Here is a 21,302-nt window from a genome sequence, read left to right as displayed (position 1 = left end):
AGGTATGGATTCGATTGTTGTTAAGGGTGGCCGTGAATTAAACGGCAAAATCCGGATTGCTGGTGCAAAGAATGCTGCATTGGCGCTGATGCCTGCCACGCTTTTGTCCGAAGAGCCGCTGACGCTGACCAATGCGCCGCGCTTGTCGGATATGAAAACGATGGCGGAATTGTTGCGATCCTTGGGGTCCGAGATTACCGCGCTACAAGATGGCAAGGTGCAGGTCATGTCGACGCATGGTGCGATCAATACGACTGCGGATTATGATATTGTGCGCAAGATGCGGGCGTCCAATCTGGTGTTGGGGCCGCTACTAGCCCGTGAGGGTCATGCGATTGTGTCCTTACCCGGTGGCTGTGCGATCGGTGCGCGGCCGATGGATATTCATACTGACGGTCTGGAAAAGATGGGCGCGTCGATTGAATTGAAAGACGGTTATTTGCACGCGAAGGCGGCGGGCGGTAAATTGCGCGGTGCGGTGATTGATTTTCCGTTCGCCTCTGTTGGCGCGACCGAGAACTTGATGATGGCCGCAACACTGGCCAAGGGCACCACTGTTATTAACAACGCAGCGCGCGAGCCCGAGATTGTGGATCTGGCGAAATGTTTGCGTGCCATGGGTGCGCAGATTGAAGGCGAAGGCACGTCGCGCATCGAGATACAGGGCGTTGACCGGCTTGGCGGCGCGACCCATGCGGTTGTGACCGACCGGATTGAGCTTGGCACCTATATGCTGGCCCCAGTGTTCACCGGTGGCGAGATCGAGTGCATTGGGGGGCGGATGCATCTGGTGGAAGCGTTTGCCGAGAAGTTGGATGCTGCTGGAGTTGAAGTAACCGAGACCGAGCTTGGCCTGAAGGTAAAACGCCGTGGTGACCGGCCGCGCGCTGTTGATGTGACAACTGAGCCGTTTCCGGGGTTTCCGACCGATTTGCAGGCGCAAATGATGGCGATGCTGTGCTTTGCCGATGGAAAGTCCGTGCTGAAAGAGACGATTTTCGAGAACCGTTTCATGCATGCCCCTGAATTGATTCGCATGGGGGCAAAGATCGAGGTTCATGGCAATACTGCGACCGTGACTGGTGTGGACAAGATGAAGGGTGCGCCGGTGATGGCCACCGATTTGCGTGCTTCGGTGTCATTGATTCTGGCGGGGCTTGCGTCGGAGGGCGAAACGATTGTGAACCGAGTCTACCACCTTGATCGTGGTTACGAGCATGTTGAAGAAAAACTGAGTGCTGTTGGCGCGCAGATCGAGAGGATTTCAAGCAAGTGAGCGACGCAAGGTTTGAAGATGGTGGCGACAAGCCGCTGCGGTTGAAGGCGCTGGATGTAGAGGACCTGACGGTGCTGTCATCACTGGCTCAGGATGCGGTGTTTCCTGCGTCGGAGATGAAATGGGACCGCAAAGCCCGCCGGTTTGCGTTGTTGATTAACAGATTTCGCTGGGAAGATGCGCCAATGGCTGGAACCCGTAAGCGCCCCGTCGAGCGGGTTCAGGCGGTGTTGTCGATTGAAGATGTGGTATCGGTGCAAACGCAGGGTGTGCATCCGGGGGATGCGGATACAATCCATTCGCTGTTGGCGGTGACGTTTGAGCCGGGCGCGGATGGCACGGGGCGTGTGGTGTTAACGCTGTCGGGTGACGGTGCGATTGGTCTCGATGTCGAGGCCTTGGAAATTATGTTACGCGATGTGACGCGCCCCTATATCGCGCCCTCGCGGAAAACTCCCGTTCACGACTAATCTTGGAAAGTTCAGATGCCACAGTTTTTGACCACCACCGACGCTGATTTTGAGGCCCGTTTTGTGGCCCTTTTAGGGGCCAAGCGCGAAGATAGTCCTGATGTTGATGCTGTGGTGGCAGAGATTATCGCCGATGTGCGCGCGCGCGGCGATGCGGCAGTAATTGAGTTGACCGCCAAGTTTGACCGTCTGGAGTTGACGCCCGAGACGATGCGGTTTTCGCCGGAAGAAATCGAGGCGGAATGTGCCTTGGTGTCGGATGAGGACCGTGCCGCGCTTGAGTTGGCAGCGGTTCGTATCCGTGATTATCACGCGCGACAGATGCCGGACGATGCCATATGGACCGACGAGGTTGGCGCCACATTGGGGTGGCGCTGGACACCTGTGTCTGCGGCGGGGCTCTATGTGCCGGGTGGTTTGGCGTCTTACCCTAGTTCGGTGTTGATGAATGCCGTCCCCGCAAAGGTGGCGGGTGTGGCCCGTTTGGCGATTGCGGTGCCGACCCCTAATGGCGTGTCGAATCCTCTAGTCGTGATGGCTGCACGGATTGCCGGTGTGGACGAGATCTACCGGATTGGCGGGGCGCAGGCGATTGCGGCGATGGCTTACGGGACACAGACGATTGCGCCTGTTGATAAAATCACGGGACCGGGCAATGCGTTTGTTGCGGCCGCCAAGCGCCGTGTGTTTGGCAAGGTCGGCATTGATATGATTGCAGGCCCATCGGAGATTCTGGTGATTGCGGATCGCAACAATGATCCTGATTGGATTGCACTGGATCTATTGTCGCAGGCCGAGCATGACGAAAGCGCGCAGTCGTTGCTGATTACTGATGATAGAGAATTTGGTCGCTCTGTGGCGGCTGCGGTGGATAAGCGGTTGGAAACATTGCAGCGCCGCGCGATCGCAGGAAAAAGTTGGGCTGATTTTGGCGCGGTGATCACGGTGCGTGATATGGACGAGGCGGTGATACTTTCGGACCGGATCGCGCCAGAGCATCTGGAAATTTGTGTCGCGGACGCGGATGGATTGGCTAGCCGTGTCACCCATGCTGGCGCTATTTTCATTGGCAGCTTTACCCCCGAAGCCATTGGTGATTACATCGGCGGACCCAATCATGTACTGCCCACGGCACGGTCGGCGCGGTTTTCTAGCGGTTTGTCGGTCATGGATTTCATCAAACGCACCACAATATCACGTATGACACCCGAAGCTCTGGCTACCATCGGACCTGCAGCGGAACGGCTGGCGCAATCGGAAAGTCTGGAGGCGCATGGATTATCGGTGCGCGCGCGACTAGATCGGATTAACCAAAAATGAGCCATATTATTCACATTGATTTGGACGATGAAGGTTTGCCAGTCCCAACCGCCGAGATCGAGCAAGAGCGCAAGGTGGCGATGTTTGATTTACTCGAAGATAACAGATTTACGCTACCAGCCCGTGATGATCGCCATGTGCCTGCCGGCCCATTCCGCTTGGGGTTGTCAATCAAGGAACGCCGTTTGGTGTTTGATTTGCAAAGCGAAGATGAAACACCAGCGGGCGAATTTCACCTTTCCTTGGGGCCGTTCCGTCAGGTGGTTAAAGACTATTTCCAGATTTGCGAAAGCTATTTTGACGCGGTCAAAAACATGCCGCCGAGCCAAATCGAGACGATTGATATGGCGCGGCGCGGCATTCACAACGAGGGCGCGCGGGTGCTGCAAGAGCGACTTGAGGGCAAGGCCGATGTGGACACCGACACCGCGCGGCGCTTGTTTACGTTGATTTGTGTTTTGCATTTCGGGGGCTAGGCATGGCGGCAGATCAAACTTTACTCGCGCTTCCGCAGTCGGTTTTGTTCTGTTGTGACCATAATGCCGTGCGATCTCCCATGGCCGAAGGGATCATGAAAAAGCTATATGGCACAGAATGTTACATACAATCTGTCGGAGTGAAGAACGACCTTGAGATTGATGGTTTTGCTGTGGCCGTGTGCAACGAAATCGGGGTGGAAGTCTGTCGGCATCGCTCGCGCAGCTTCGACGAGATGGAAGAATGGGGCGATGATCTGTCTTCGTTTGATCTGGTGCTTGCGTTGTCACCCGCCAGCCAGCGCCGCGCCTTGGATCTGACCCGATTTTACCACCTAGAAGTGGAGTACTGGCCGATTATGGACCCGACGGGCCTAGGTGACGGGCGTGAAACCCGTCTTGCCAGCTACCGCCAAACGCGCGATCAAATCGTCGAGAAGCTGATCGAGCGGTTTGGCCCTGCGCGTCAGATTAACGACTGATTGGGCTTAACTGCTCTTTAGCCCTTGAAACGCGGCGCATTCAGGCGCATTTAGCACCCGTCCACATCAATTCGTGGATGGATCAAAATAGGAGATCACATGGCCAAGGAAGAACTGCTCGAATTCCCAGGTGTCGTGAAAGAACTTCTGCCCAATGCGACGTTTCTGGTCGAGCTTGAAAATGGCCATACGATCATCGCGCACACGGCAGGAAAGATGCGCAAGAACCGCATCCGCGTTCTGGCTGGCGACAAGGTGCAAGTCGAAATGACACCGTACGATCTGACCAAGGGTCGGATTAACTATCGCTTTAAATAGGGCGAAGCAACGCTTCGCCCCGTGCGGAGGAACGTTTTGCTATTGGCGAAATGTGGCCGCACACCGTTATTGACTGGGCGCACCAATGACAGCTGTTGCAAAAAATCATAGCATTAAGCTAATTCTCGGCTCTGGCTCGCCTCGGCGGTTGGAGCTATTGGCGCAGATGGGGGTGACCCCGTTTGCCGTTCGCCCCCCTGACATTGATGAAGAGCCTAAGCGCGCAGAGTTGCCGCGCGATTACGTCAAACGTATCGCGTCTGAAAAGGTGGCTGCGGTTGACTGTGCTGCCGATGAAGTTGTGCTTTGCGCGGACACCTCCGTGGCGTTGGGCCGGCGCATTCTGGGCAAACCTGAAAATGCGGGGCAGGCGGCGGAATTTCTGCACGCTTTGTCTGGCCGACGACACAAGGTAATTACGGCTGTTGCGGTAAAGCGTGGCGAGCGAACCTGGCTACGCGACGTGCAGACGACGGTCGCGTTCAAGCGTCTAAGTAATTTGGAAATTAATTGGTATCTGTCTACGGGCGATTGGCAGGGCAAGGCAGGAGCCTATGGCATCCAAGGCCCCGCCAGCGTATTTTGCCCGTGGATTAACGGATCGTTTCACGCGGTCATGGGCCTGCCATTACCCGAAACTGCGGCGCTATTGACCGCCGCAGGTTACCCCTTATTTGGAGAAACATCATGAAGGGTCGCACGATTGTTCTGGACCATGTGAACGGGCTGGAAGCGGCCGCTTATCTGGTCGATGGTGTTTTGGATGATCTACTGATTGACGACAGCGATGCACCGCGTCCCGGTGCGATTTTTCGCGCGATCTGTGATCGGCCCATCAAAGGGCAGGGCGGCATGATGATGCGTTTGCCGGATGGTGACACCGCGTTTCTACGTCAAGGCAAAGGGCTTAGCCCAGGGCAGGCGATGCTGGTGCAGGTCACGGGCTACTCTGAGGACGGCAAGGCCGTGCCTGTCACCGACCGTGTGCTGTTCAAAAGCCGCTTTGCGATTGTGACCCCCGGCAAACCCGGTTTGAATATTTCGCGTCAAATAGAAGATGAAGATACACGCGACGCGCTGCTTGCCGTGGCGCACGAAGTTTACGACGATTCGTTTGGATTGATCTTGCGTTCGTCCTGCGAAGGCGCTGACGCCGACGAAATCGCCGATGATATTGTAGCGATGCAAGACATGGCGCATGCTGTAATGGGCGATGCAGAGGGCCGAGAGCCTGAAGCTCTGACCGATGGAGATGGCCCGCACGGGCTAGCGTGGCGTGAATGGACCGGGGCTTCTGACGTCGTGACAGAGACGGGTTCTTTTGCGCATCTGGGTGTGCTTGATCAGATTGACGGCTTGTCAGACGCACGAATCGTGATGGGCGAGGGCACGATGTATGTCGAACCCACCCGCGCGATGATCGCGGTGGACGTGAACACAGGCAATGACACCTCGCCGGGAGCCGCGCTCAAGGCCAACCTTGCCGCATGTCGTGCCTTGCCGCGCGCGTTGCGTCTGCGCGGGCTGGGCGGTCAAATTTCGGTCGATTTTGTATCGATGTCCAAGGCACACCGCAAACAAGTTGAACAATCACTGCGGGCATCATTCCGCAATGACCCGATTGAAACCTCGCTGGTCGGCTGGACGCCGATGGGCTTGTTCGAGTTGCAACGTAAACGGGAACGTCTGCCATTGGCGCGGACGCTGCAGGGGATTTGATATGGCCTGTCCAATCTGCGACCGTAAAACAGATCTAAAATTACGCCCGTTCTGTTCCAAACGCTGCGCGGACATCGATTTAGGTAAATGGTTGTCCGGCTCTTACGCTATTCCGGCCAACGATCCCGACGATGCTGAAGAGCTTTATGAAGAGTTAAAACAGGCCGAAGACAAGCCGCATTGAAATTAGCTAAAAAAGCCTATGGACACCCCCGCACCACTCGCCTAGAACGCCGCTACCCGATGATGAAAATCATCCCGGTGCCCGGGTAGCTCAGGGGTAGAGCAGTGGATTGAAAATCCTCGTGTCGGTGGTTCGATTCCGCCCCTGGGCACCATTATAAACACTTGTTTTATTCTTTTATACACGTCGCGCATCGCATCAAGTCTGGTGACCAATTCGTCTGCCAACTGGCTAAGTCCATCCACGTTGGCTGGCGGCAGTAACGTCACTTCGGGGGACGATACCTTCGCCTCGCAACGTGTCCTCCATCTGTGCGCCAACGCTAAGGGCCCGAACCCTTTGATCCGGAGAGATATGGCGCAGAGATCATAGAAATAATTTATTTCACGGACATTTAGGATGTAGGCCGTTCTGACAGATGATCTTGCCTACACTGCGCAGATTAGTGGCAATCCTGACTGTCACGTCATCAAGGGTGATGGCGTCGTCCATTGCCCACGCCATCATGGCTTCGGTCAGCGCTCGCGTCGATAACTCTGCCAGCAGTCGCGACTCGATCGTTAGATCAGACCCTAACCGGGCTTCCAAAAGGCCCAAAATAGAGCCCGATGTTTCGTCGATGCGCGCCCTAAACATATCCAGAAGGGCGGGGTTTGCATCGATGACCGCTATAATTTTCAGCAGCAAGCCTCGGTCAAGCGGGACTTCGCGCAGCCCCCGACACAGCAGTTCCGCCAGATCATCCACGATGGGCTTGCTCGATTCGACGAACCAACGTGCATCCGTGACATCCAGCCTGATTGCTTCACCCAGAATCGCGACCTGTTTATTGCTGTAATAATTGAAGAATGTCCTCGTGCTGATGCCCGCTTCGATTGCGATGGCTTCAGTCGTGGTCTGTTCCAGTCCGTCGCGCAGGGCGACTGTGACGGCGGCCATCTGGATATCTCGAGTCGTTTGTAAACGACGCCTCTCACGTAGACTCATTCCCATAATATACCTAACTCAATTTTTCACACTAAGTAAATATTGCACACTCTGCAATATTGTGCAATCAGCCTCAAACACGCGACAACGCAGCGGACCAGAACTGGATTATATGACCATGTACAAGTTTCCCTTTTTCACCGGCGCGGCGATGGCTGCTATGATCACGCTGGCCAGCTCTGTCGCCGCACAGATGCCGCCCAAGCAGGTCGGCGTCGTCGAAGTATTGATTCAGGATGTGCCGAGGATTGTCACACTGCCCGGCCGTGCTGTGGCTGCGTCGTCCACGGCGATTCGTCCACGGGTTACCGGCATCGTCACTGAAATCCTGTATAAACCTGGTCGCCTCATAGAGGCAGGCTCACCTATGTTCCGCATCGACGACACCACTTATCAGGCTAACGTCGCCGCCGCTGCCGCCCAAATCGCCAGTGCACAGGCCCAAGTGACCGAGGCGCAGGCCGGCTTTACCCGCACCGAACGGCTGGTTGGGTCGGGGAGCACGCAAGCGCAGGTCGAAACTGCCCGCGCTGCGCTGGATCAGGCTCGTGCAGGTTTGGATTCCGCCAAAGCCAGTTTGACACTCGCCGAAGCACAACTGGACTGGACCACGGTCACCAGTCCGCTGTCGGGTGTCGCCAGCGTTTCGGCGGCCTCGATCGGGGATTTGGTCACCGAAGGGCAGGCCGTGGCGATGGCCACGGTTACTCAGTTGGACCCAATAGAGGTGGACATGTACGAGCCCTCTTCGCGGTTTCTCAGCGTTATCGACGACATCACCGAAGGTACCCTGCGTCTAAACGACGATTTGAAGGCCACGCTGACGCTGGAAAACGGTCACACCTATCAGGGCAAGGGCGCGCTTGTCGCGCCGGGCGTGACGGTGTCGACCTCTACAGGGTCCATCGACACGCGGTTCCGATTCGACAACCCCGACAATATGATCCTGCCGGGCATGTTCCTGCGCGGACAGATCGAACTAGGCATCACTCAGGCGATTCTTGTGTCGCAATCCGCAACCAGCCGCGACAAGCTGGGCAAGCTTTCGGCGTGGGTTGTTGTTGACGGTAAGGTTAGCCAACGCGACCTGACCGAAGACGGCACATATCAGCAGCAGTGGATTGTCACCGAAGGGCTTGAAAGCGGCGATATGGTTGTCGTTGACGGGCTCGCGGGGTTGATCGAAGGAACCGAAGTTGTGCCTCTTCTGGTCAGCTTTGACGCAAATGGCGTGGTGCGTGACCCCGCGCCTGCGGCAGCAGAGCCCGACACCATAACCTCGGCAGAGATGCCGACTGCGGCGCCTTCCGACGCGTCCGCGACGGAGTAAAGTATACCATGGCTCGTTTTTTCATTCACCGCCCGGTTTTCGCTTGGGTGATCGCTTTGGTCGTTATGATGGTCGGCGCGCTCGGCCTGAACTCGCTTGCGATCGAACAGTATCCGCAGATCGCGCCCACCACGGTGCGCATCTCGGCCAGCTATGCCGGCGCTTCGGCTGAAATAGTCGAATCCTCAGTGACCACTGTCATCGAAGACGCGATGACCGCGCTTGACGGTCTAATCTACATGACCTCCAGCTCGACCCCTGGATCGGCATCGGTTTCGCTGACCTTTGACGACAGCGTGGATGCAGACATTGCGCAGGTGCAGGTGCAAAACAAGTTGCAGCTGGTCAACTCGCAACTGCCCGACGTAGTGCAGCAACGGGGTGTGAGCGTTTCAAGGTCGACCAGTTCGATCCTACTGGTTGGCGCTCTGACTACCACCGAAGGGCAAATGAATACCGTCGAGCTGGGCGATCTTATCTCGCAACTGATTGAGGATCCGGTGAAACGTGCGCCGGGCGTGGGGTCGATCAGCATATTCGGGTCTGGTTATGCCATGCGGGTCTGGATGGATCCGATGAAAATGGTTAAATATCAGGTCACCCCCGCTGACATCACGGCAGCAGTTGCCGCACAGAATACCAATGTTACCGTGGGTGATCTGGGCGCACAACCAAGCGTCCGCGGCCAGCGCATGACGGTGCCGATTTCGGCGCAATCGCAATTGTCCTCTGTTACCGAATTCGAAAACATCCTGCTGCGTGTCGATCCCGACGGGTCGACCGTGTTTCTGGGTGACGTGGCCAAGATCGAAATTGGGCAGGAAAGCTATGGCGGTGGGGCGCGTTATGACGGCAATCCAGCGGCAGGCTTTGCGGTGAACCTTGCGACGGGGGCCAATGCGGTCGATACCGCCGCTGGGGTGCGCGAGACAATCGACGCTGTGGCCGATGCGTTGCCTGCTGGGGTCGAGGTGGTCTATGCGTACGACACCTCGCCTTTTGTCGAGGAATCCATCTCGCAGGTCTATCACACGCTGATCGAAGCGGTGGTACTGGTGTTTCTGGTCATCCTTGTTTTCCTGCAAAGCTGGCGCGCCACGCTTATTCCCGTCATCGCGATCCCCGTGGTTTTGCTCGGAACCTTTGCCGTGCTAGCCGTAGCCGGATTTACCATCAACACGCTGACTATGTTCGCACTGGTGCTGGCCATCGGTCTGCTGGTGGATGACGCTATTGTTGTGGTCGAAAACGTTGAGCGGCTGATGGAAGAAGAGGGCATGGGCCCCGTCGAAGCCACCGAAAAAAGCATGGACGAGATCACATCGGCGCTGGTCGGCATCGTTCTGGTTCTGTCGGCTGTGTTCCTGCCAATGGCGTTCATGGGCGGGGCGACAGGCGTGATTTATCGCCAGTTCTCGGTCACCATCATCACCGCGATGGTGCTATCGCTTGGGGTCGCAGTCATCCTAACGCCCGCGATGTGTGCCAGCTTGCTGAAGCCGCGCAAACATGACGACGGCATCGCGCCCGCGCGCTGGTTCAACCGCAATCTGGACCGCGCTACCAACGGCTATGTCGCTGTGGTAACGCGCTATGTCAAACGCCCCCTGCGGACGTTGATGGTACTGGTTGCAGTGGTATTCGGCATGGTGGTGATGTTTGACCGCTTGCCGGGATCGTTCCTGCCGGACGAAGATCAGGGCGTGGCGCTTGTGATCGTTCAAGGGCCCGATGGGTCCACCACCGAGCAGACTCTCGCTTTGGTAGAAAAAGTCGAAACCTATCTGCTGAACGCCGAAAGCGACACGGTCGAATCCGTCTTTTCTGTGCTTGGTTTTAGCTTTGGCGGCAGCGGCCAGAACAACGCGATGGTTTTTGTGAAACTGCGCGACTACGATGCCCGCGAAGGCTTTGACATCGGCGGGCTGGTGAACCGTGCCAACGGCTATTTCTACACGACCAACCGTCAGGGCAATATCTTTGTGCTGCAGCCACCCGCCATTCAAGGTCTGGGCAGTTCGTCGGGCTTTACCATGTATCTGACCGATCAAGGCGGGCAGGGGCAGCGGGCGCTGGCCGCAGCCGCCAACCAACTGGTTGCCAATGCCCAAGCTGACGGGCGCGTCACATCGCTGCGCGGCAACGAAGCCGCCACCCAGACCGCGCTGCGGCTGGACATCGACCAGCAAAAGGCAGCGGCCTTTGGCCTTTCAATCACCGAGGTGAATGCGATGCTGTCCGTCATCTTTGCAGGCCGGGAGGTTAACGATTTTGCCCTTGGAAACGATCTGCGCCCCGTGATCGTGCAGGGTCAGGTCGAACAACGATCACAGCCCGAAGACATCAATAGCTGGTATGCGCGCAATAACGCAGGCGAAATGGTGTCCTTTGCCGCCTTCTCGGAGCAAAGCTGGACGCAGGAACCACAGGCGGTCTCGCGCTACGGCGGTACGCGTGGCTTGGAAATCAGCGGCGCGGCAGCGGCGGGTCTGTCGTCCAGTGACGGCATGAACGCGATGGAAGAACTGGTCGCGGACCTTGACGGCAACTACGGCACGGCATGGACAGGCCTGTCCTATCAGGAACGGCTGTCGGGTAATCAGGCGCCGTTACTGTTCGCGCTGTCGGCGGCTGTGGTGTTTCTGGCGCTGGCTGCCCTCTACGAAAGTTGGGCGGTGCCGTTAGCCGTGATGCTGACTGTTCCAGTGGGTATTTTGGGCGCGCTCGCGGCGGCTTACTTTCTGGATCAGTCGAACGACGTCTACTTCAAGGTGGGCCTGTTGACGACTATCGGTCTGGCCGCACGCAACGCTATCCTGATCGTGGAATTTGCCCAGTCACAAGTGCATGAGGGTAAAACCGTGATCGAAGCGGCGATAATTGCGGCGCGCCAACGTCTGCGCCCGATCCTGATGACGACGTTTGCTTTTATGCTGGGGGTGTTGCCGCTGGCCATGGCCTCAGGGGCGGGGGCTGGGGCGCAAAACTCGATCGGTATCGGTGTGCTAGGCGGCATGACATCTTCGGCGGTGCTGGGGATCTTCCTTGTGCCGGTGTTCTATGTCGCGGTTATGAAACTGCGCCAAATAATGTCGCAAAAGGAAAAAACAGCGTGACCAAACATAACAAATCCATCGTGGCCCTGTCCCTGACCGCACTTTTACTAACCTCTGCCTGTGAGGCTGTGGGGCCGGACCCGTCGGCGGTGCAGACACCTGCGCTGCAGGCATCCTTTGCCGAAGGGTCCTCTACTCCGGCAGCTCAGGTTGGCGTGCAGACGTTTTGGCGCAGTTATAACGATACGACGCTAACGCGCCTAATCGAGGCGGGGCTGCACACGAACCTTGATATCCTTGCTGCGAACGAACGTATCCGCGCGGCACAGTCCGATGTGGCCGCAACACAACCGCTGGCGGCGCAACTGGGGGGCGAGAGCGCCTCGGCAAGCCGCACGCGCACAGGCGGTAGTGGCCAGTCGACCGCGACAACGACCAGTGCGAGCCTGTCGGCGGGCTTTGTGTTCGATCTCTTCGGCGGTGCACGCCGCGCGCGCGAAGGGGCCGAAGCGGCAGAGGCTTCTGCACAGGCCCAAGCGGAAGTGACACGGCTGGCATGGCTGGCCGAAGTGATCAGCACCTATTCCGACGCGCGCTATTACCAGCAGGCGCTGGCTCTGACCCGCGACACAATTTCTGCCCGGGAAGTGACGCTGTCGGTGAATCAGACTATGCGGGGGCTGGGCAGTGCGACCGATCTTGACATCGCCCAGACCAGAGCGTTGTTACAGACCGCTCGAGCAGATCTGCCGAGCTTCGAGGCGTTGTTCAACGCACAGGTTTATCGTTTGTCGACTTTGTTGAACCTGCAGGCGGCACCGTTGATGGCGGAGATGCAACAGGGCGCGCCCGCCTTGCGCATTCCCGCTGGCCCAGGCGTAGGCGTGCCCGCTGATCTGTTGCAAAACCGCCCTGACGTGCGCGCCGCGCAGTTCGATCTAATGCAGGCGCTGGCCGGAGTAGGAGTGGCTACCGCTGATACCTTGCCATCGTTGTCGTTGACCGGCACGGTTAGCGACACGGGCGGCACTGGAAGTTGGGGCTTTGGTCCGCGCCTGTCGCTGCCGGTGGCCAATCAGGGTCTGTTGCAGGCCGCCCGCGTCCGCAGCCTGTCCGAGGCGCAGCAGGCGGATCTGGTGTGGCGTTCGCAGATCATTGCGGCGGTCGAGGACGTGCAGATCGGCCAGTCCAACCTGCGCCGGTATCGTCAACGTGTGTCTGCGCTGGATCAAGCGGCTGCGTCCTATCAACAGGCCTATGCGCTTGCCCAAACGAATTTTCAGGCCGGAGCCACCGCGTTGGTCGATTTGCTGGACACCGACCGCCAGCGCGGGTCGGCGCGGCTGCAGGCCGCATCGGCACGCAATGACGCTGCCAAGGCTTGGGCTGCCCTACAAATTGCGACAGGTGCCGGGGCTGCCGTGACCGGCAGCGCAGGGGTCCGAACCGCGAGTGGATCGTAACATCCGCTAGCGGCACGCGACGCCAAAGCTATCAAATTAGGGCGGTTTACCGTTTGCATACTCTGCTATCCAAATATTAGCTTATACGGCATGATCATCCTTACAGATATGTGATGATCATGCCGACATGTCCGAGATGCATAATCACCGAATAAACGATGAACTTTCGCCAAATATGACTCTCATCTGCAAAGAGTTTTATACTGCGATATAAAAAATTCAAAAAATCAAGTAAATTCAGTGAGATAAAGCAATGAGTAATAAAACTAAAACACGCGATGTTCAAAAGTTGAAGACGCAGTTCGCATCGCTGTAATATAACGCGCCTGAGGACGTTTCAGCAAAAGCTGCGATGGCTGACGCGATAAAGGAAATAATTGTCGCGCTTAAAAACGGGCGTGCGCTCGCGGATGTTTGCGCTATGTTTAATGAGGGTGCGAAAACCACTTTAAGTACAGCAACATTTCGCACGTACTTAAAGGCGGCAAGCAACCAAAAACCAAAGCGAAAGACATCGAACAAGACAGCGATCACCACACAATCCACGGTAAGCGTTGAGACTATCGAAACGAAGAATGAAACAAGCGAGCCCACCAACACAGCACAGATGTCAGACGAGACTGTAGTGGCATCCATAACGCCAACGATAATGCGAGACTATGAACCGCGAACTTCAAGCACGCAAAGTACCGTCGCGGAGCCTCCGGCAATTTCGCCTGCTCAAGTACCAACGCCAACCAGACAGGTTGAAGCCAGCTCATATAATACTGATAACAAACATCGCCAGTTAAACGGCAACCATGAGAATAAAGAAGACGATGGATAGGCAAGAAGCTCTGGTTGTGGCGTTCGATTGATGAGAACGGCGTTGTTTTGGATGAAATTCTTCAACATAGGCGCGATAAGAAAGCCGCAAAACGTTTGCTGTATCAAGTGATGAAGAAGCAAGGGAGAACGCCAAAGCGTTTCATCACGGACAAGCTCCGATCCTACGGCGCGGCCAAATGCGAGATTGTTCTAGGCGTCGAACACCGGCCTCACAAAGGCCTCAACAATAGAGCCGAAAAACAGCCATCTGTCATTTCGAAAACGGGAAAGAGCTATGCAGGGATATCGCTCGCCTGGAAATCTGCAGCGGTTCATATCAATCCACTCTGCCATCCGAAACCGGTTCTCCGTTCCAGCTCGTCGTCGTTCAGCCTTAACAATTCGATACCATCGACTCGAGGCTTTCGATGCGTGGGATGTCGCAACACGAGCAGCATGAAATGCGGACATCAGGATTTCGCCATGGTCACACAGTTAAGGTGACAACACCGATCAAACCGTAAATCGCAAATTTGCTTCGTTGCCGACGTAAATATGACGATCATGCGACGCGATCGCCTTTACACCAAACACCACGGATCAAGGGGATCTGTTTATGCAACGCAACTCGCACAAGATCGCCGCGTAATCCGTGCGCCAATGCGCCTCGATCAGTTAGGCCCGCTGCCGCCGCAGGGCTTGCCGTGACGCAGGCGATGGCTTTTGGAATATCATTCCAGATGTCCGCAAGCTGGAATGCTGACAGGACAAGCGCGGCAGGAATGTAGTCTGACGATAGCATGTCGAGCAGATCAGCATCGGCCAGCTCACGCGCCGAGACATTGCCTGAATGAGATCCGCCTCGCACAATATTTGGAGCGCCCATCATCACGCCAATCCCGTTTTCACGGCATGCTTGAGCGGCCTCTATTGTGGTCGGGAATTCAGCGAATTTGACGCCGTTCACTTTTGATTTTTCAACATGGGCTGCTGTAGTGTCGTCATGGCTGGCAATGACCGCGCCGTAGCGTTTAGCCGTTTGCACCGCACCGGCTTCGTGTTTTGCGCCATTGCGCGCCTGAAGGCCCATCAGATTTTGCACATGTTCTTCAAATTCGCACTCGCTCATGCCGCGCTTTTTAGCGACATAGGCCCTAAGTGCCGAGACGTCGCGGAACTGACGTTGACCGGGTGTGTGGTCCATAAGGCTCACGATACCAACGCGATCATCCGGTCCAAAATCAGCCATCTCTTCTAACAAGGTTTCGGAACATATTTCTGCTCTCAGGTGCAGGAAGTGACTGATTTTGAACAAATTTTGTTCCCGCGCCATCCGCAATTCATTGGCGAGATTGCGCGCATAAGGCAGATAGCCGCCTTTGCCTGTGTGGATCGAACCGACCCGCAGCGCATCAAACACCGTTGTGATCCCGGTCGAGGCCAGTTCTGCATCATGGGCGATGAGCGCAGGAAGATGCGGCCAGTCGACCTCGGGGCGTGGCTCCATGTGACGTTCCAGATTGTCGGTATGCAGTTCGATCATGCCGGGCATTATGAAATCGCCGCCACAATCCAGCGCATCGCGCGGTATATCGCGACCTTCGACAATAGCGGTGATTACGCCGCCGGTCACAGTAATCTGCCCGTGCAAAACCTGATCCGGTAGGACAAGTTGCGCATTGGCAAGGCAAAGCGTGCCTGACACATGAGTGTCATTAACGGGTGTTACATTGGTCGCAACAAATGGAGAATTCATGTCATATACTCGCTTTGGACTGTATTTTGTGCCACCCGAAGGTGAATTGGCAGCGTTCGGCGCTGCGTGGTTAGGGTGGGACGTCATTGAGGGCGCAGATGCGGTTCAGTTCTCTATTCACGATCTTGGTGACACTACTGTGACACCGCGCAAATACGGGTTTCACGGCACACTTAAGCCGCCATTTCGTTTGGCGGAGGGGTGCGACCAAATCGATTTGGAGCGCGCGCTGACTGACATCGCGAAAACCATCGCGCCAGCAACCTGTGGTGGGCTGCGTCTGTCCCGTTTGGGACGGTTCTTGGCGTTGACACCAAGCGGCGATATGAACGGTCTTGCCAGACTTGCGGGCCAATTGGTGCAGGGGCTGGATGACTTTCGTGCACCTGCTGGTGCCGTTGAAATTGCCAAGCGCCGTGATGCAGCTTTGACACCGAGACAGGACAAAAACCTGCTGGCGTGGGGATACCCCTATGTATTCGACGAGTTTCAGTTCCACCTGACGCTGACGGGTAGGTTGGAGACTGACAAGATCACCCACTGGGAACAGATAGTGGCCGATACTTTGCCTCCATTGCCCGCCACGTTTAATGTGGCGTCCGTTGCCTTGGTAGGCGAGCGCGTTGATGGGTTTTTCGAGGTGATCCAACGCTACGGCCTAACTGGCTGAAGTGCTGCGAGAGCCGCTTGAACGGCTTCGTCTAAAGTGCCCTCGTTTTTTATTGTGACGATGTTTAGAGTGCGGGGCAGAGGCTTGGTCGCTTGTGACAGGCGTTTGGTGATTTCGGCACCCGTTTCGCGCCCGCGCCCTTTCAGCCGTTCCGCCAGAATTTCTGGCCGGGTGGTGATGTTGAGAACGATCAGCGCCGGAAAGACAACGGCAACCTGCATCAAAGCCCCGCGCGAAAAGTTCGCAAGGCAGGTGGCACCATTATTCACGTCATCCAGCACGCTGCGCGGGATACCGTAGTGCAGATCATGCGCGTCCCAGTTTGCGCAAAACTGTCCGTCTTCAACGGCCTGCTTGAAAGCCATCTGCGTCACTGCATCATAGTTTTCACCGCCCAAGTCAGGGGCGCGTGTGATAGTGCGGCGCACCAGTTTGATCGCTGGTTGTGCCGCGATAATGCCAGCCATAACGCTGTCCTTGCCCACACCAGAGGGGCCGACAACCGCGATCAATCGCCCCGGCGTCATGCTGCAACCTGTGGAGAAAACCCGGTCACATCGATTTCGCGATCACAGACACGTGCGCGCGCCTCTTCGTCATGGAAGATACCGATAATTGACGCGCCGCGTGCTTTAGCATCTTCGATCAACTCTAACACAATACCGCGGTTTTTCGCGTCAAGACTGGCGGTAGGCTCGTCTAGCAAAAGCGCGGGAAATTCATGCACAAAGCCGCGTGCAATGTTGACCCTTTGCTGTTCACCACCAGAAAAAGTAGTGGGCGACAGTGACCATAGCGGGCGGGGAATATTAAGCTGCACAAGTAATTCAGACGCACGCGCGCGGGCTAATTGCGGATCCACACCAAGCGCAAGCAACGGTTCGGCTACCACGTCTAGCGTCGGTACGCGCGGCACAACGCGCAAGAACTGGCTGACATAACCCAATGTTTCGCGGCGCAGACGGATAATGTCGCGGGGCGCTGCCTTCACAAGGTTGACATCACCAACCTGAATGACACCGCCCTGTGCACTATAATTTCCGTAAAGCATCCGCATCAGCGTGGATTTCCCCGCGCCTGACGCCCCCGTGAGGGCGATACATTCCCCTGCTTTTACCGACAGGTTTGCGCCGAGTATTACTTCGATCACCGTGCCGCCTTGATTGTGCAGCGTGAAGGTTTTCGAGACATTTTCAAGATTAAACATTAGGCGTCCTCACACTTGCAAGATTGAGCTGACAAGCAGCTGGGTGTAGGCGTGTTGGGGGTCGTCAAGCACTTGATCGGTTAGCCCTGCTTCGACCACATGACCGGATTTCATTACCATCAAACGATCCGCCAAAAGCCGCACGACGGCGAGATCGTGGGTAACAATAATTGCGGACAACTCCATGTCGCGCACAAGGCTGCGGATCATATCGAGAAGACGCGCTTGCACGCTAACGTCCAGCCCGCCGGTGGGTTCGTCCATGAACACCAATCGCGGCCCCGTCACCAGATTCCGCGCAATTTGCAAACGTTGCTGCATACCCCCTGAAAAGGTGGTGGGCCGATCATCAATGCGGCTTTCGTCGATTTCCACGCGGTCGAGCCAGTCAATCGCGGTGCTGCGAATGTCGCCGTAATTGCGCGCGCCCACGGCCATCAGACGTTCGCCGACATTGCCGCCCGCGCTCACACCCATGCGCAGCCCGTCGCGGGCGTGTTGGTGCACAAACGCCCAATCGGTGCGCGACAGCATCCGCCGTTCTGGCTCCGACATTTGCAATGTATCGCGTAGGCCGTCGGTGCGCGTCTCAAAGAGAACCTCGCCGGCGTCGGGGGCCAAATGTCCAGCCATGCAATTCAGCAAAGTTGACTTACCTGATCCAGACTCCCCGACGATTCCCATGACTTCTCCGGGAAAAAGATCAAATGAAACATCCGTGCAACCGATTTGTGCGCCATAATGTTTTGCCAATCTGCGCACTGACAATAGGGGGTTGTTAGTCATCCTGCGTCCTTTCCTTTGTGGCCGTCGGCTTGCCGCATCGTGCAAAAATCGGTGTCCGAGCACACGAACATCCGTCCGCCTGCATCATCGATAATGATCTCGTCGAGATAGCTGTTTTGCGCATCACACAACCCGCAGGGATGATTCGCCTTAGAGGCCTCAAACGGGTGATCCTCGAAATCGAGACTCACGGCATTGGTGTAGGGTGGCAGTGCATAAATGCGTTGCTCGCGACCGGCGCCAAATAACTGAACCGCCGCACAATTGCCGAGTTTCAGGTTATCAAATTTCGGGATCGGGGACGGGTCCATCACATAGCGCCCCTCGACCTTGACCGGATAGGAATAAGCGGTCGCAATATGGCCGTGACGGCTGATGTCCTCGTAAAGCTTGACGTGCATCAGACCGTATTCTTCCAGACTGTGCATCTTGCGGGTTTCGCTTTCGCGGGGTTCCAAAAACCGCAAAGGTTCTGGAATAGGCACCTGATAAACGAGGGTTTGACCTTCGATCAAGTCCTGCTCTGGTATCCTGTGGCGCGTTTGGATGATCGTCGCTTCGGCTGTGCGCGTTGTGGTGGCGACCCCTGCGACGCGCTGGAAAAAGCTGCGGATCGATACTGCGTTTGTGGTATCATCCGCGCCCTGATCAATAACTTTGAACCTGTCATTGCGGGTCATCACTGCGGCCGAAACCTGCACGCCGCCCGTGCCCCAACCATATGGCATCGGCATTTCGCGGCTCGCGAATGGCACTTGGTAACCCGGAATGGCAAGCCCCTTAAGGATCGCGCGACGGATCATGCGTTTGGTCTGCTCGTCAAGGTATGCAAAGTTGTAATCCTGATCCATTGCAACTGGTTCTTGTTGTTTCACGCTCATTCTGCGGCCTCTTGAGATTGGGACGCATGCACGTCACGGCGCAGTTTGCGCACTAGTTCCAGCTCGGACTGAAAATCGACATAATGCGGTAGTTTGATGTGTTCGAGGAACCCTGTCGCTTGGATGTTGTCAGCGTGATACAGTACAAATTCAGTGTCTTGCACGGGCGCACCCACGTTATCCTCGCCCAGTTCCTCCCACCGCATGGCACGATCCACCAATGCCATTGAAATCGCCTTGCGCTCGGTTTGGCCAAACACCAGACCATAGCCGCGCGTGAATTGCGGTGGTTCAGTCTTGGAGCCTGTGAACTGGTTAACGCTTTCACATTCGGTCACAATAATTTCACCGATATCAACGGCAAACCCCAGCTCTGGAATGTCCATTTGCACATCCACTGTACCGATCCGCAATTCGCCGACAAACGCATGGTTGCGCGCGTAACCGCGTTGGGTCGAATAAGCGAGCGACAGCGTGAACCCTTCGTCAGCCCGCGCCAATGCCTGCAATCGCAAGGCCCGATCGGCTGGCATTTCTAGTGGCTCGCGGGTCAGGTCGCGCGGCTCGGTGTCATCGCGCGGCGCCTCTTCGATCAGACCCTCGCGGTTGAGAAAATCCGCAACGCGGGGTTTGGGCATTTGATCTGCTGGCCGTTCAGGCGCAGCGCTCACTTCGCCATCTGCGGCAAGTTTGAAGTCCAGCAATCGGTGCGTATAATCAAACGTCGGGCCTAGGATTTGCCCACCGGGGACATCCTTGAATGTCGCGGAAATACGGCGATCACAAGCCATGGTTTCTGTGTCAATCGGCGCAGACACGCCAAAACGCGGCAGGGTGGTGCGGTAGGCGCGGATCAGGAAAATCGCCTCGATCAGATCACCGCGCGATTGTTTGATTGCAAGTGCGGCAAGATCGGGATCAAACAGCGATCCTTCTGCCATCACGCGATTGACAGCCAGTGCAAATTGTTCGCGAATTTGCGCAACCGAAAGCTCAGGAACCGCAACATTGCCGCGCCGTTCTTCGGCCAGCCATGCGTGCGCATTTTCGATCGCCCGCTCGCCGCCTTTAACAGCTACATACATCAGAAAACCTCCGTTGTGCGGGGAAGTGCGGCAAGCGTATCGCCGCAAGTGAAAATGAAATCTAAACCCAGCGGAAACTGCGCTGCGTTGTCTTGGAATGGCGTGATGCAAGGTAATGAAAGGGTCGCTTGGGTTTTGATCCCTGGCCCTTTGAGGGTTGCGCCGCTTTGCGCCAATTCGGACATTTCAATGATCAATGTGGTGGACCTGTCGGGGTATTCCGAAGTGCCTTTGGGATAGTTCGAGAGCGGCATCAGGTCATCCCAGTGCCCAAGCGCGAATTGGCAATGGGACGGACCGACAATGGGTGCGCCAATGTGAAAGGCGATCCAGTGACGCAGGGCGGGCGTATCGATCTCTTGCGCCAGATGCAGCGGCGTTTCTGTATCGCAAAGCGTCAACAAAACCGCACCAGCCGCCGCAGACAGCGGAGCAGGGGGCGTGGCACCTTGCACGCATTGTAGCGTGCCGGGCCTTGCCATTGCTTCCATTACACCGCGAAAGGCTGCAGCGGATTGCAGCGCAGGGTTGGAAAATCCGCCTTCTAAGGTTTTAATCTGCATCAGTTGCTCCCACCAACAAGAGTGAAAAAATCGACTTTGGTGGCAGCGGCTTTTGCCGCGCGGCGGGCCTTTGCACTGCTACGCGTCTGTTCAAGTGGGGTCAGTACATGCTGGCGCACGGCATTTGCTTGGTCTGTTTGCATAAGCGCGTCAGTGATTGCGGCCGCTTCGGCATCCGCCTTGTTGCGCCCTTGGATATATGCGTGACCTACGGAGCCGCACTCCAGCCGCAAGGCGCAGCGCGTGACCGTCATTTCGCCCAAGTTAAAGGGCGCGCCTGTGCCGCTTGCACGACCCCGCACCATGACGCTGCCCAGTTCGGGGGCGCGCAACCATGTAAACGCAGGGCGCGTAACGACAGCATCAAGAAGCTGTGCCGCTTGGCCCTGCCCAGCCTTCGCCAGCAGGCCCATCCATGCTTGACGGTCTTGGAGAGTGGCGGTTTGATATTCCATCTCGACAACTT

At 56.5% G+C, this 21,302-nt stretch carries 23 protein-coding genes, 1 tRNA gene and 1 pseudogene; 16 read left to right on the top strand and 9 right to left on the bottom strand.

Annotation, left to right across the window (positions count from 1 at the left end):
* Window positions 1–4: 4 nt before the first annotated feature.
* From murA to ACXLHR_RS10200, 10 genes are all read left to right on the top strand, one after another.
* Window positions 5–1,276 (top strand): UDP-N-acetylglucosamine 1-carboxyvinyltransferase, encoded by a 1,272-nt coding sequence (gene murA, locus ACXLHR_RS10245; RefSeq protein ID WP_458791342.1) that lies wholly within the window; start codon window positions 5–7, stop codon window positions 1,274–1,276.
* Window positions 1,273–1,746, top strand: coding sequence for a DUF2948 family protein (locus ACXLHR_RS10240; RefSeq protein WP_458791341.1), 474 nt, complete (start codon window positions 1,273–1,275; stop codon window positions 1,744–1,746). The genes murA and ACXLHR_RS10240 overlap by 4 nt, the downstream gene beginning before the upstream one ends.
* A 15-nt stretch (window positions 1,747–1,761) precedes the next feature.
* On the top strand, window positions 1,762–3,066 hold the full coding sequence (gene hisD, locus ACXLHR_RS10235; protein WP_458791340.1) for a histidinol dehydrogenase: 1,305 nt from the start codon (window positions 1,762–1,764) through the stop codon (window positions 3,064–3,066).
* A complete protein-coding gene (locus ACXLHR_RS10230) occupies window positions 3,063–3,542 on the top strand; it encodes a UPF0262 family protein (RefSeq protein WP_458791339.1) in 480 nt (159 codons plus the stop codon). The genes hisD and ACXLHR_RS10230 overlap by 4 nt, the downstream gene beginning before the upstream one ends.
* Window positions 3,543–3,544: 2 nt before the next feature.
* Window positions 3,545–4,024 carry an arsenate-mycothiol transferase ArsC gene (locus ACXLHR_RS10225; RefSeq protein WP_458791338.1) on the top strand — a complete coding sequence of 160 codons (480 nt, stop codon included), beginning with the start codon at window positions 3,545–3,547 and terminating at the stop codon, window positions 4,022–4,024.
* A 99-nt stretch (window positions 4,025–4,123) separates the two neighbouring features.
* A complete protein-coding gene (gene infA / locus ACXLHR_RS10220; protein ID WP_008186030.1) occupies window positions 4,124–4,342 on the top strand; it encodes a translation initiation factor IF-1 in 219 nt (72 codons plus the stop codon).
* Window positions 4,343–4,427: 85 nt separating this feature from the next.
* Window positions 4,428–5,033: a Maf family protein gene (locus tag ACXLHR_RS10215; RefSeq protein WP_458791337.1), complete on the top strand. Its 606-nt coding sequence runs from the start codon at window positions 4,428–4,430 to the stop codon at window positions 5,031–5,033.
* Window positions 5,030–6,061, top strand: a complete 1,032-nt coding sequence (locus ACXLHR_RS10210; protein ID WP_458791336.1) for a ribonuclease E/G — start codon at window positions 5,030–5,032, stop codon at window positions 6,059–6,061. Before ACXLHR_RS10215 ends, ACXLHR_RS10210 begins: the two co-directional genes overlap by 4 nt.
* Window position 6,062: 1 nt before the next feature.
* Window positions 6,063–6,245 (top strand): DNA gyrase inhibitor YacG, encoded by a 183-nt coding sequence (locus tag ACXLHR_RS10205; protein ID WP_458791335.1) that lies wholly within the window; start codon window positions 6,063–6,065, stop codon window positions 6,243–6,245.
* Window positions 6,246–6,324: 79 nt separating this feature from the next.
* Window positions 6,325–6,399: transfer RNA gene (locus tag ACXLHR_RS10200), tRNA-Phe, on the top strand.
* A gap of 230 nt (window positions 6,400–6,629) precedes the next feature.
* Here the strand turns inward: ACXLHR_RS10200 and ACXLHR_RS10195 are convergent.
* On the bottom strand, window positions 6,630–7,184 hold the full coding sequence (locus tag ACXLHR_RS10195; RefSeq protein WP_458791334.1) for a TetR/AcrR family transcriptional regulator: 555 nt from the start codon (window positions 7,182–7,184) through the stop codon (window positions 6,630–6,632).
* Between the two features lie 166 nt (window positions 7,185–7,350).
* Between ACXLHR_RS10195 and ACXLHR_RS10190 the strand changes: the two genes are divergently transcribed.
* The 5 genes and pseudogenes from ACXLHR_RS10190 to ACXLHR_RS10170 all read left to right on the top strand — a co-directional run.
* A complete protein-coding gene (locus ACXLHR_RS10190; protein ID WP_458791333.1) occupies window positions 7,351–8,562 on the top strand; it encodes an efflux RND transporter periplasmic adaptor subunit in 1,212 nt (403 codons plus the stop codon).
* A gap of 8 nt (window positions 8,563–8,570) precedes the next feature.
* Entirely contained in the window at window positions 8,571–11,678 is a 3,108-nt protein-coding gene (locus ACXLHR_RS10185; protein ID WP_458791332.1) for an efflux RND transporter permease subunit, read from the top strand.
* Window positions 11,675–13,081, top strand: a complete 1,407-nt coding sequence (locus ACXLHR_RS10180; RefSeq protein WP_458791331.1) for an efflux transporter outer membrane subunit — start codon at window positions 11,675–11,677, stop codon at window positions 13,079–13,081. Before ACXLHR_RS10185 ends, ACXLHR_RS10180 begins: the two co-directional genes overlap by 4 nt.
* A 352-nt stretch (window positions 13,082–13,433) precedes the next feature.
* Window positions 13,434–13,907 carry a hypothetical protein gene (locus tag ACXLHR_RS10175; RefSeq protein WP_458791330.1) on the top strand — a complete coding sequence of 158 codons (474 nt, stop codon included), beginning with the start codon at window positions 13,434–13,436 and terminating at the stop codon, window positions 13,905–13,907.
* Window positions 13,907–14,348, top strand: a pseudogene (locus ACXLHR_RS10170) (IS6 family transposase); the annotation flags it as partial. The gene ACXLHR_RS10175 and the pseudogene ACXLHR_RS10170, both read left to right, overlap by 1 nt.
* Window positions 14,349–14,450: 102 nt before the next feature.
* Here ACXLHR_RS10170 and ACXLHR_RS10165 read toward each other — a convergent pair.
* Window positions 14,451–15,644 carry an alpha-D-ribose 1-methylphosphonate 5-triphosphate diphosphatase gene (locus ACXLHR_RS10165; RefSeq protein ID WP_458791329.1) on the bottom strand — a complete coding sequence of 398 codons (1,194 nt, stop codon included), beginning with the start codon at window positions 15,642–15,644 and terminating at the stop codon, window positions 14,451–14,453.
* Between ACXLHR_RS10165 and ACXLHR_RS10160 the strand changes: the two genes are divergently transcribed.
* Window positions 15,643–16,314 (top strand): DUF1045 domain-containing protein, encoded by a 672-nt coding sequence (locus ACXLHR_RS10160; protein WP_458791328.1) that lies wholly within the window; start codon window positions 15,643–15,645, stop codon window positions 16,312–16,314. The two genes, ACXLHR_RS10165 and ACXLHR_RS10160, sit on opposite strands and share 2 nt — an antisense overlap.
* On the opposite strand, the gene phnN is transcribed toward ACXLHR_RS10160, so the two are convergent.
* From phnN to phnG, 7 genes are read right to left on the bottom strand one after another with little or no spacing between them, the layout of a single operon-like run.
* Complete coding sequence (gene phnN / locus ACXLHR_RS10155) at window positions 16,296–16,841, bottom strand: phosphonate metabolism protein/1,5-bisphosphokinase (PRPP-forming) PhnN (protein WP_458791327.1); 546 nt, start codon at window positions 16,839–16,841, stop codon at window positions 16,296–16,298. The two genes, ACXLHR_RS10160 and phnN, sit on opposite strands and share 19 nt — an antisense overlap.
* Entirely contained in the window at window positions 16,838–17,521 is a 684-nt protein-coding gene (phnL, locus tag ACXLHR_RS10150) for a phosphonate C-P lyase system protein PhnL (RefSeq protein WP_458791326.1), read from the bottom strand. Before phnL ends, phnN begins: the two co-directional genes overlap by 4 nt.
* A gap of 9 nt (window positions 17,522–17,530) precedes the next feature.
* A complete protein-coding gene (phnK, locus tag ACXLHR_RS10145; protein ID WP_458791325.1) occupies window positions 17,531–18,307 on the bottom strand; it encodes a phosphonate C-P lyase system protein PhnK in 777 nt (258 codons plus the stop codon).
* Window positions 18,304–19,188 (bottom strand): alpha-D-ribose 1-methylphosphonate 5-phosphate C-P-lyase PhnJ, encoded by an 885-nt coding sequence (locus tag ACXLHR_RS10140; protein ID WP_458791324.1) that lies wholly within the window; start codon window positions 19,186–19,188, stop codon window positions 18,304–18,306. The genes phnK and ACXLHR_RS10140 overlap by 4 nt, the downstream gene beginning before the upstream one ends.
* Window positions 19,185–20,273: a carbon-phosphorus lyase complex subunit PhnI gene (locus ACXLHR_RS10135; protein WP_458791323.1), complete on the bottom strand. Its 1,089-nt coding sequence runs from the start codon at window positions 20,271–20,273 to the stop codon at window positions 19,185–19,187. The genes ACXLHR_RS10140 and ACXLHR_RS10135 overlap by 4 nt, the downstream gene beginning before the upstream one ends.
* On the bottom strand, window positions 20,273–20,836 hold the full coding sequence (phnH, locus tag ACXLHR_RS10130) for a phosphonate C-P lyase system protein PhnH (RefSeq protein WP_458791322.1): 564 nt from the start codon (window positions 20,834–20,836) through the stop codon (window positions 20,273–20,275). Before phnH ends, ACXLHR_RS10135 begins: the two co-directional genes overlap by 1 nt.
* Window positions 20,836–21,291, bottom strand: a complete 456-nt coding sequence (gene phnG / locus ACXLHR_RS10125) for a phosphonate C-P lyase system protein PhnG (RefSeq protein ID WP_458792524.1) — start codon at window positions 21,289–21,291, stop codon at window positions 20,836–20,838. The genes phnH and phnG overlap by 1 nt, the downstream gene beginning before the upstream one ends.
* Window positions 21,292–21,302: the final 11 nt, after the last annotated feature.

The organism is Yoonia sp. MH D7, assembly GCF_054439475.1.
Note: the sequence above shows the minus strand (reverse complement) of the source record. Positions and strands in the feature narration are given on the sequence as shown.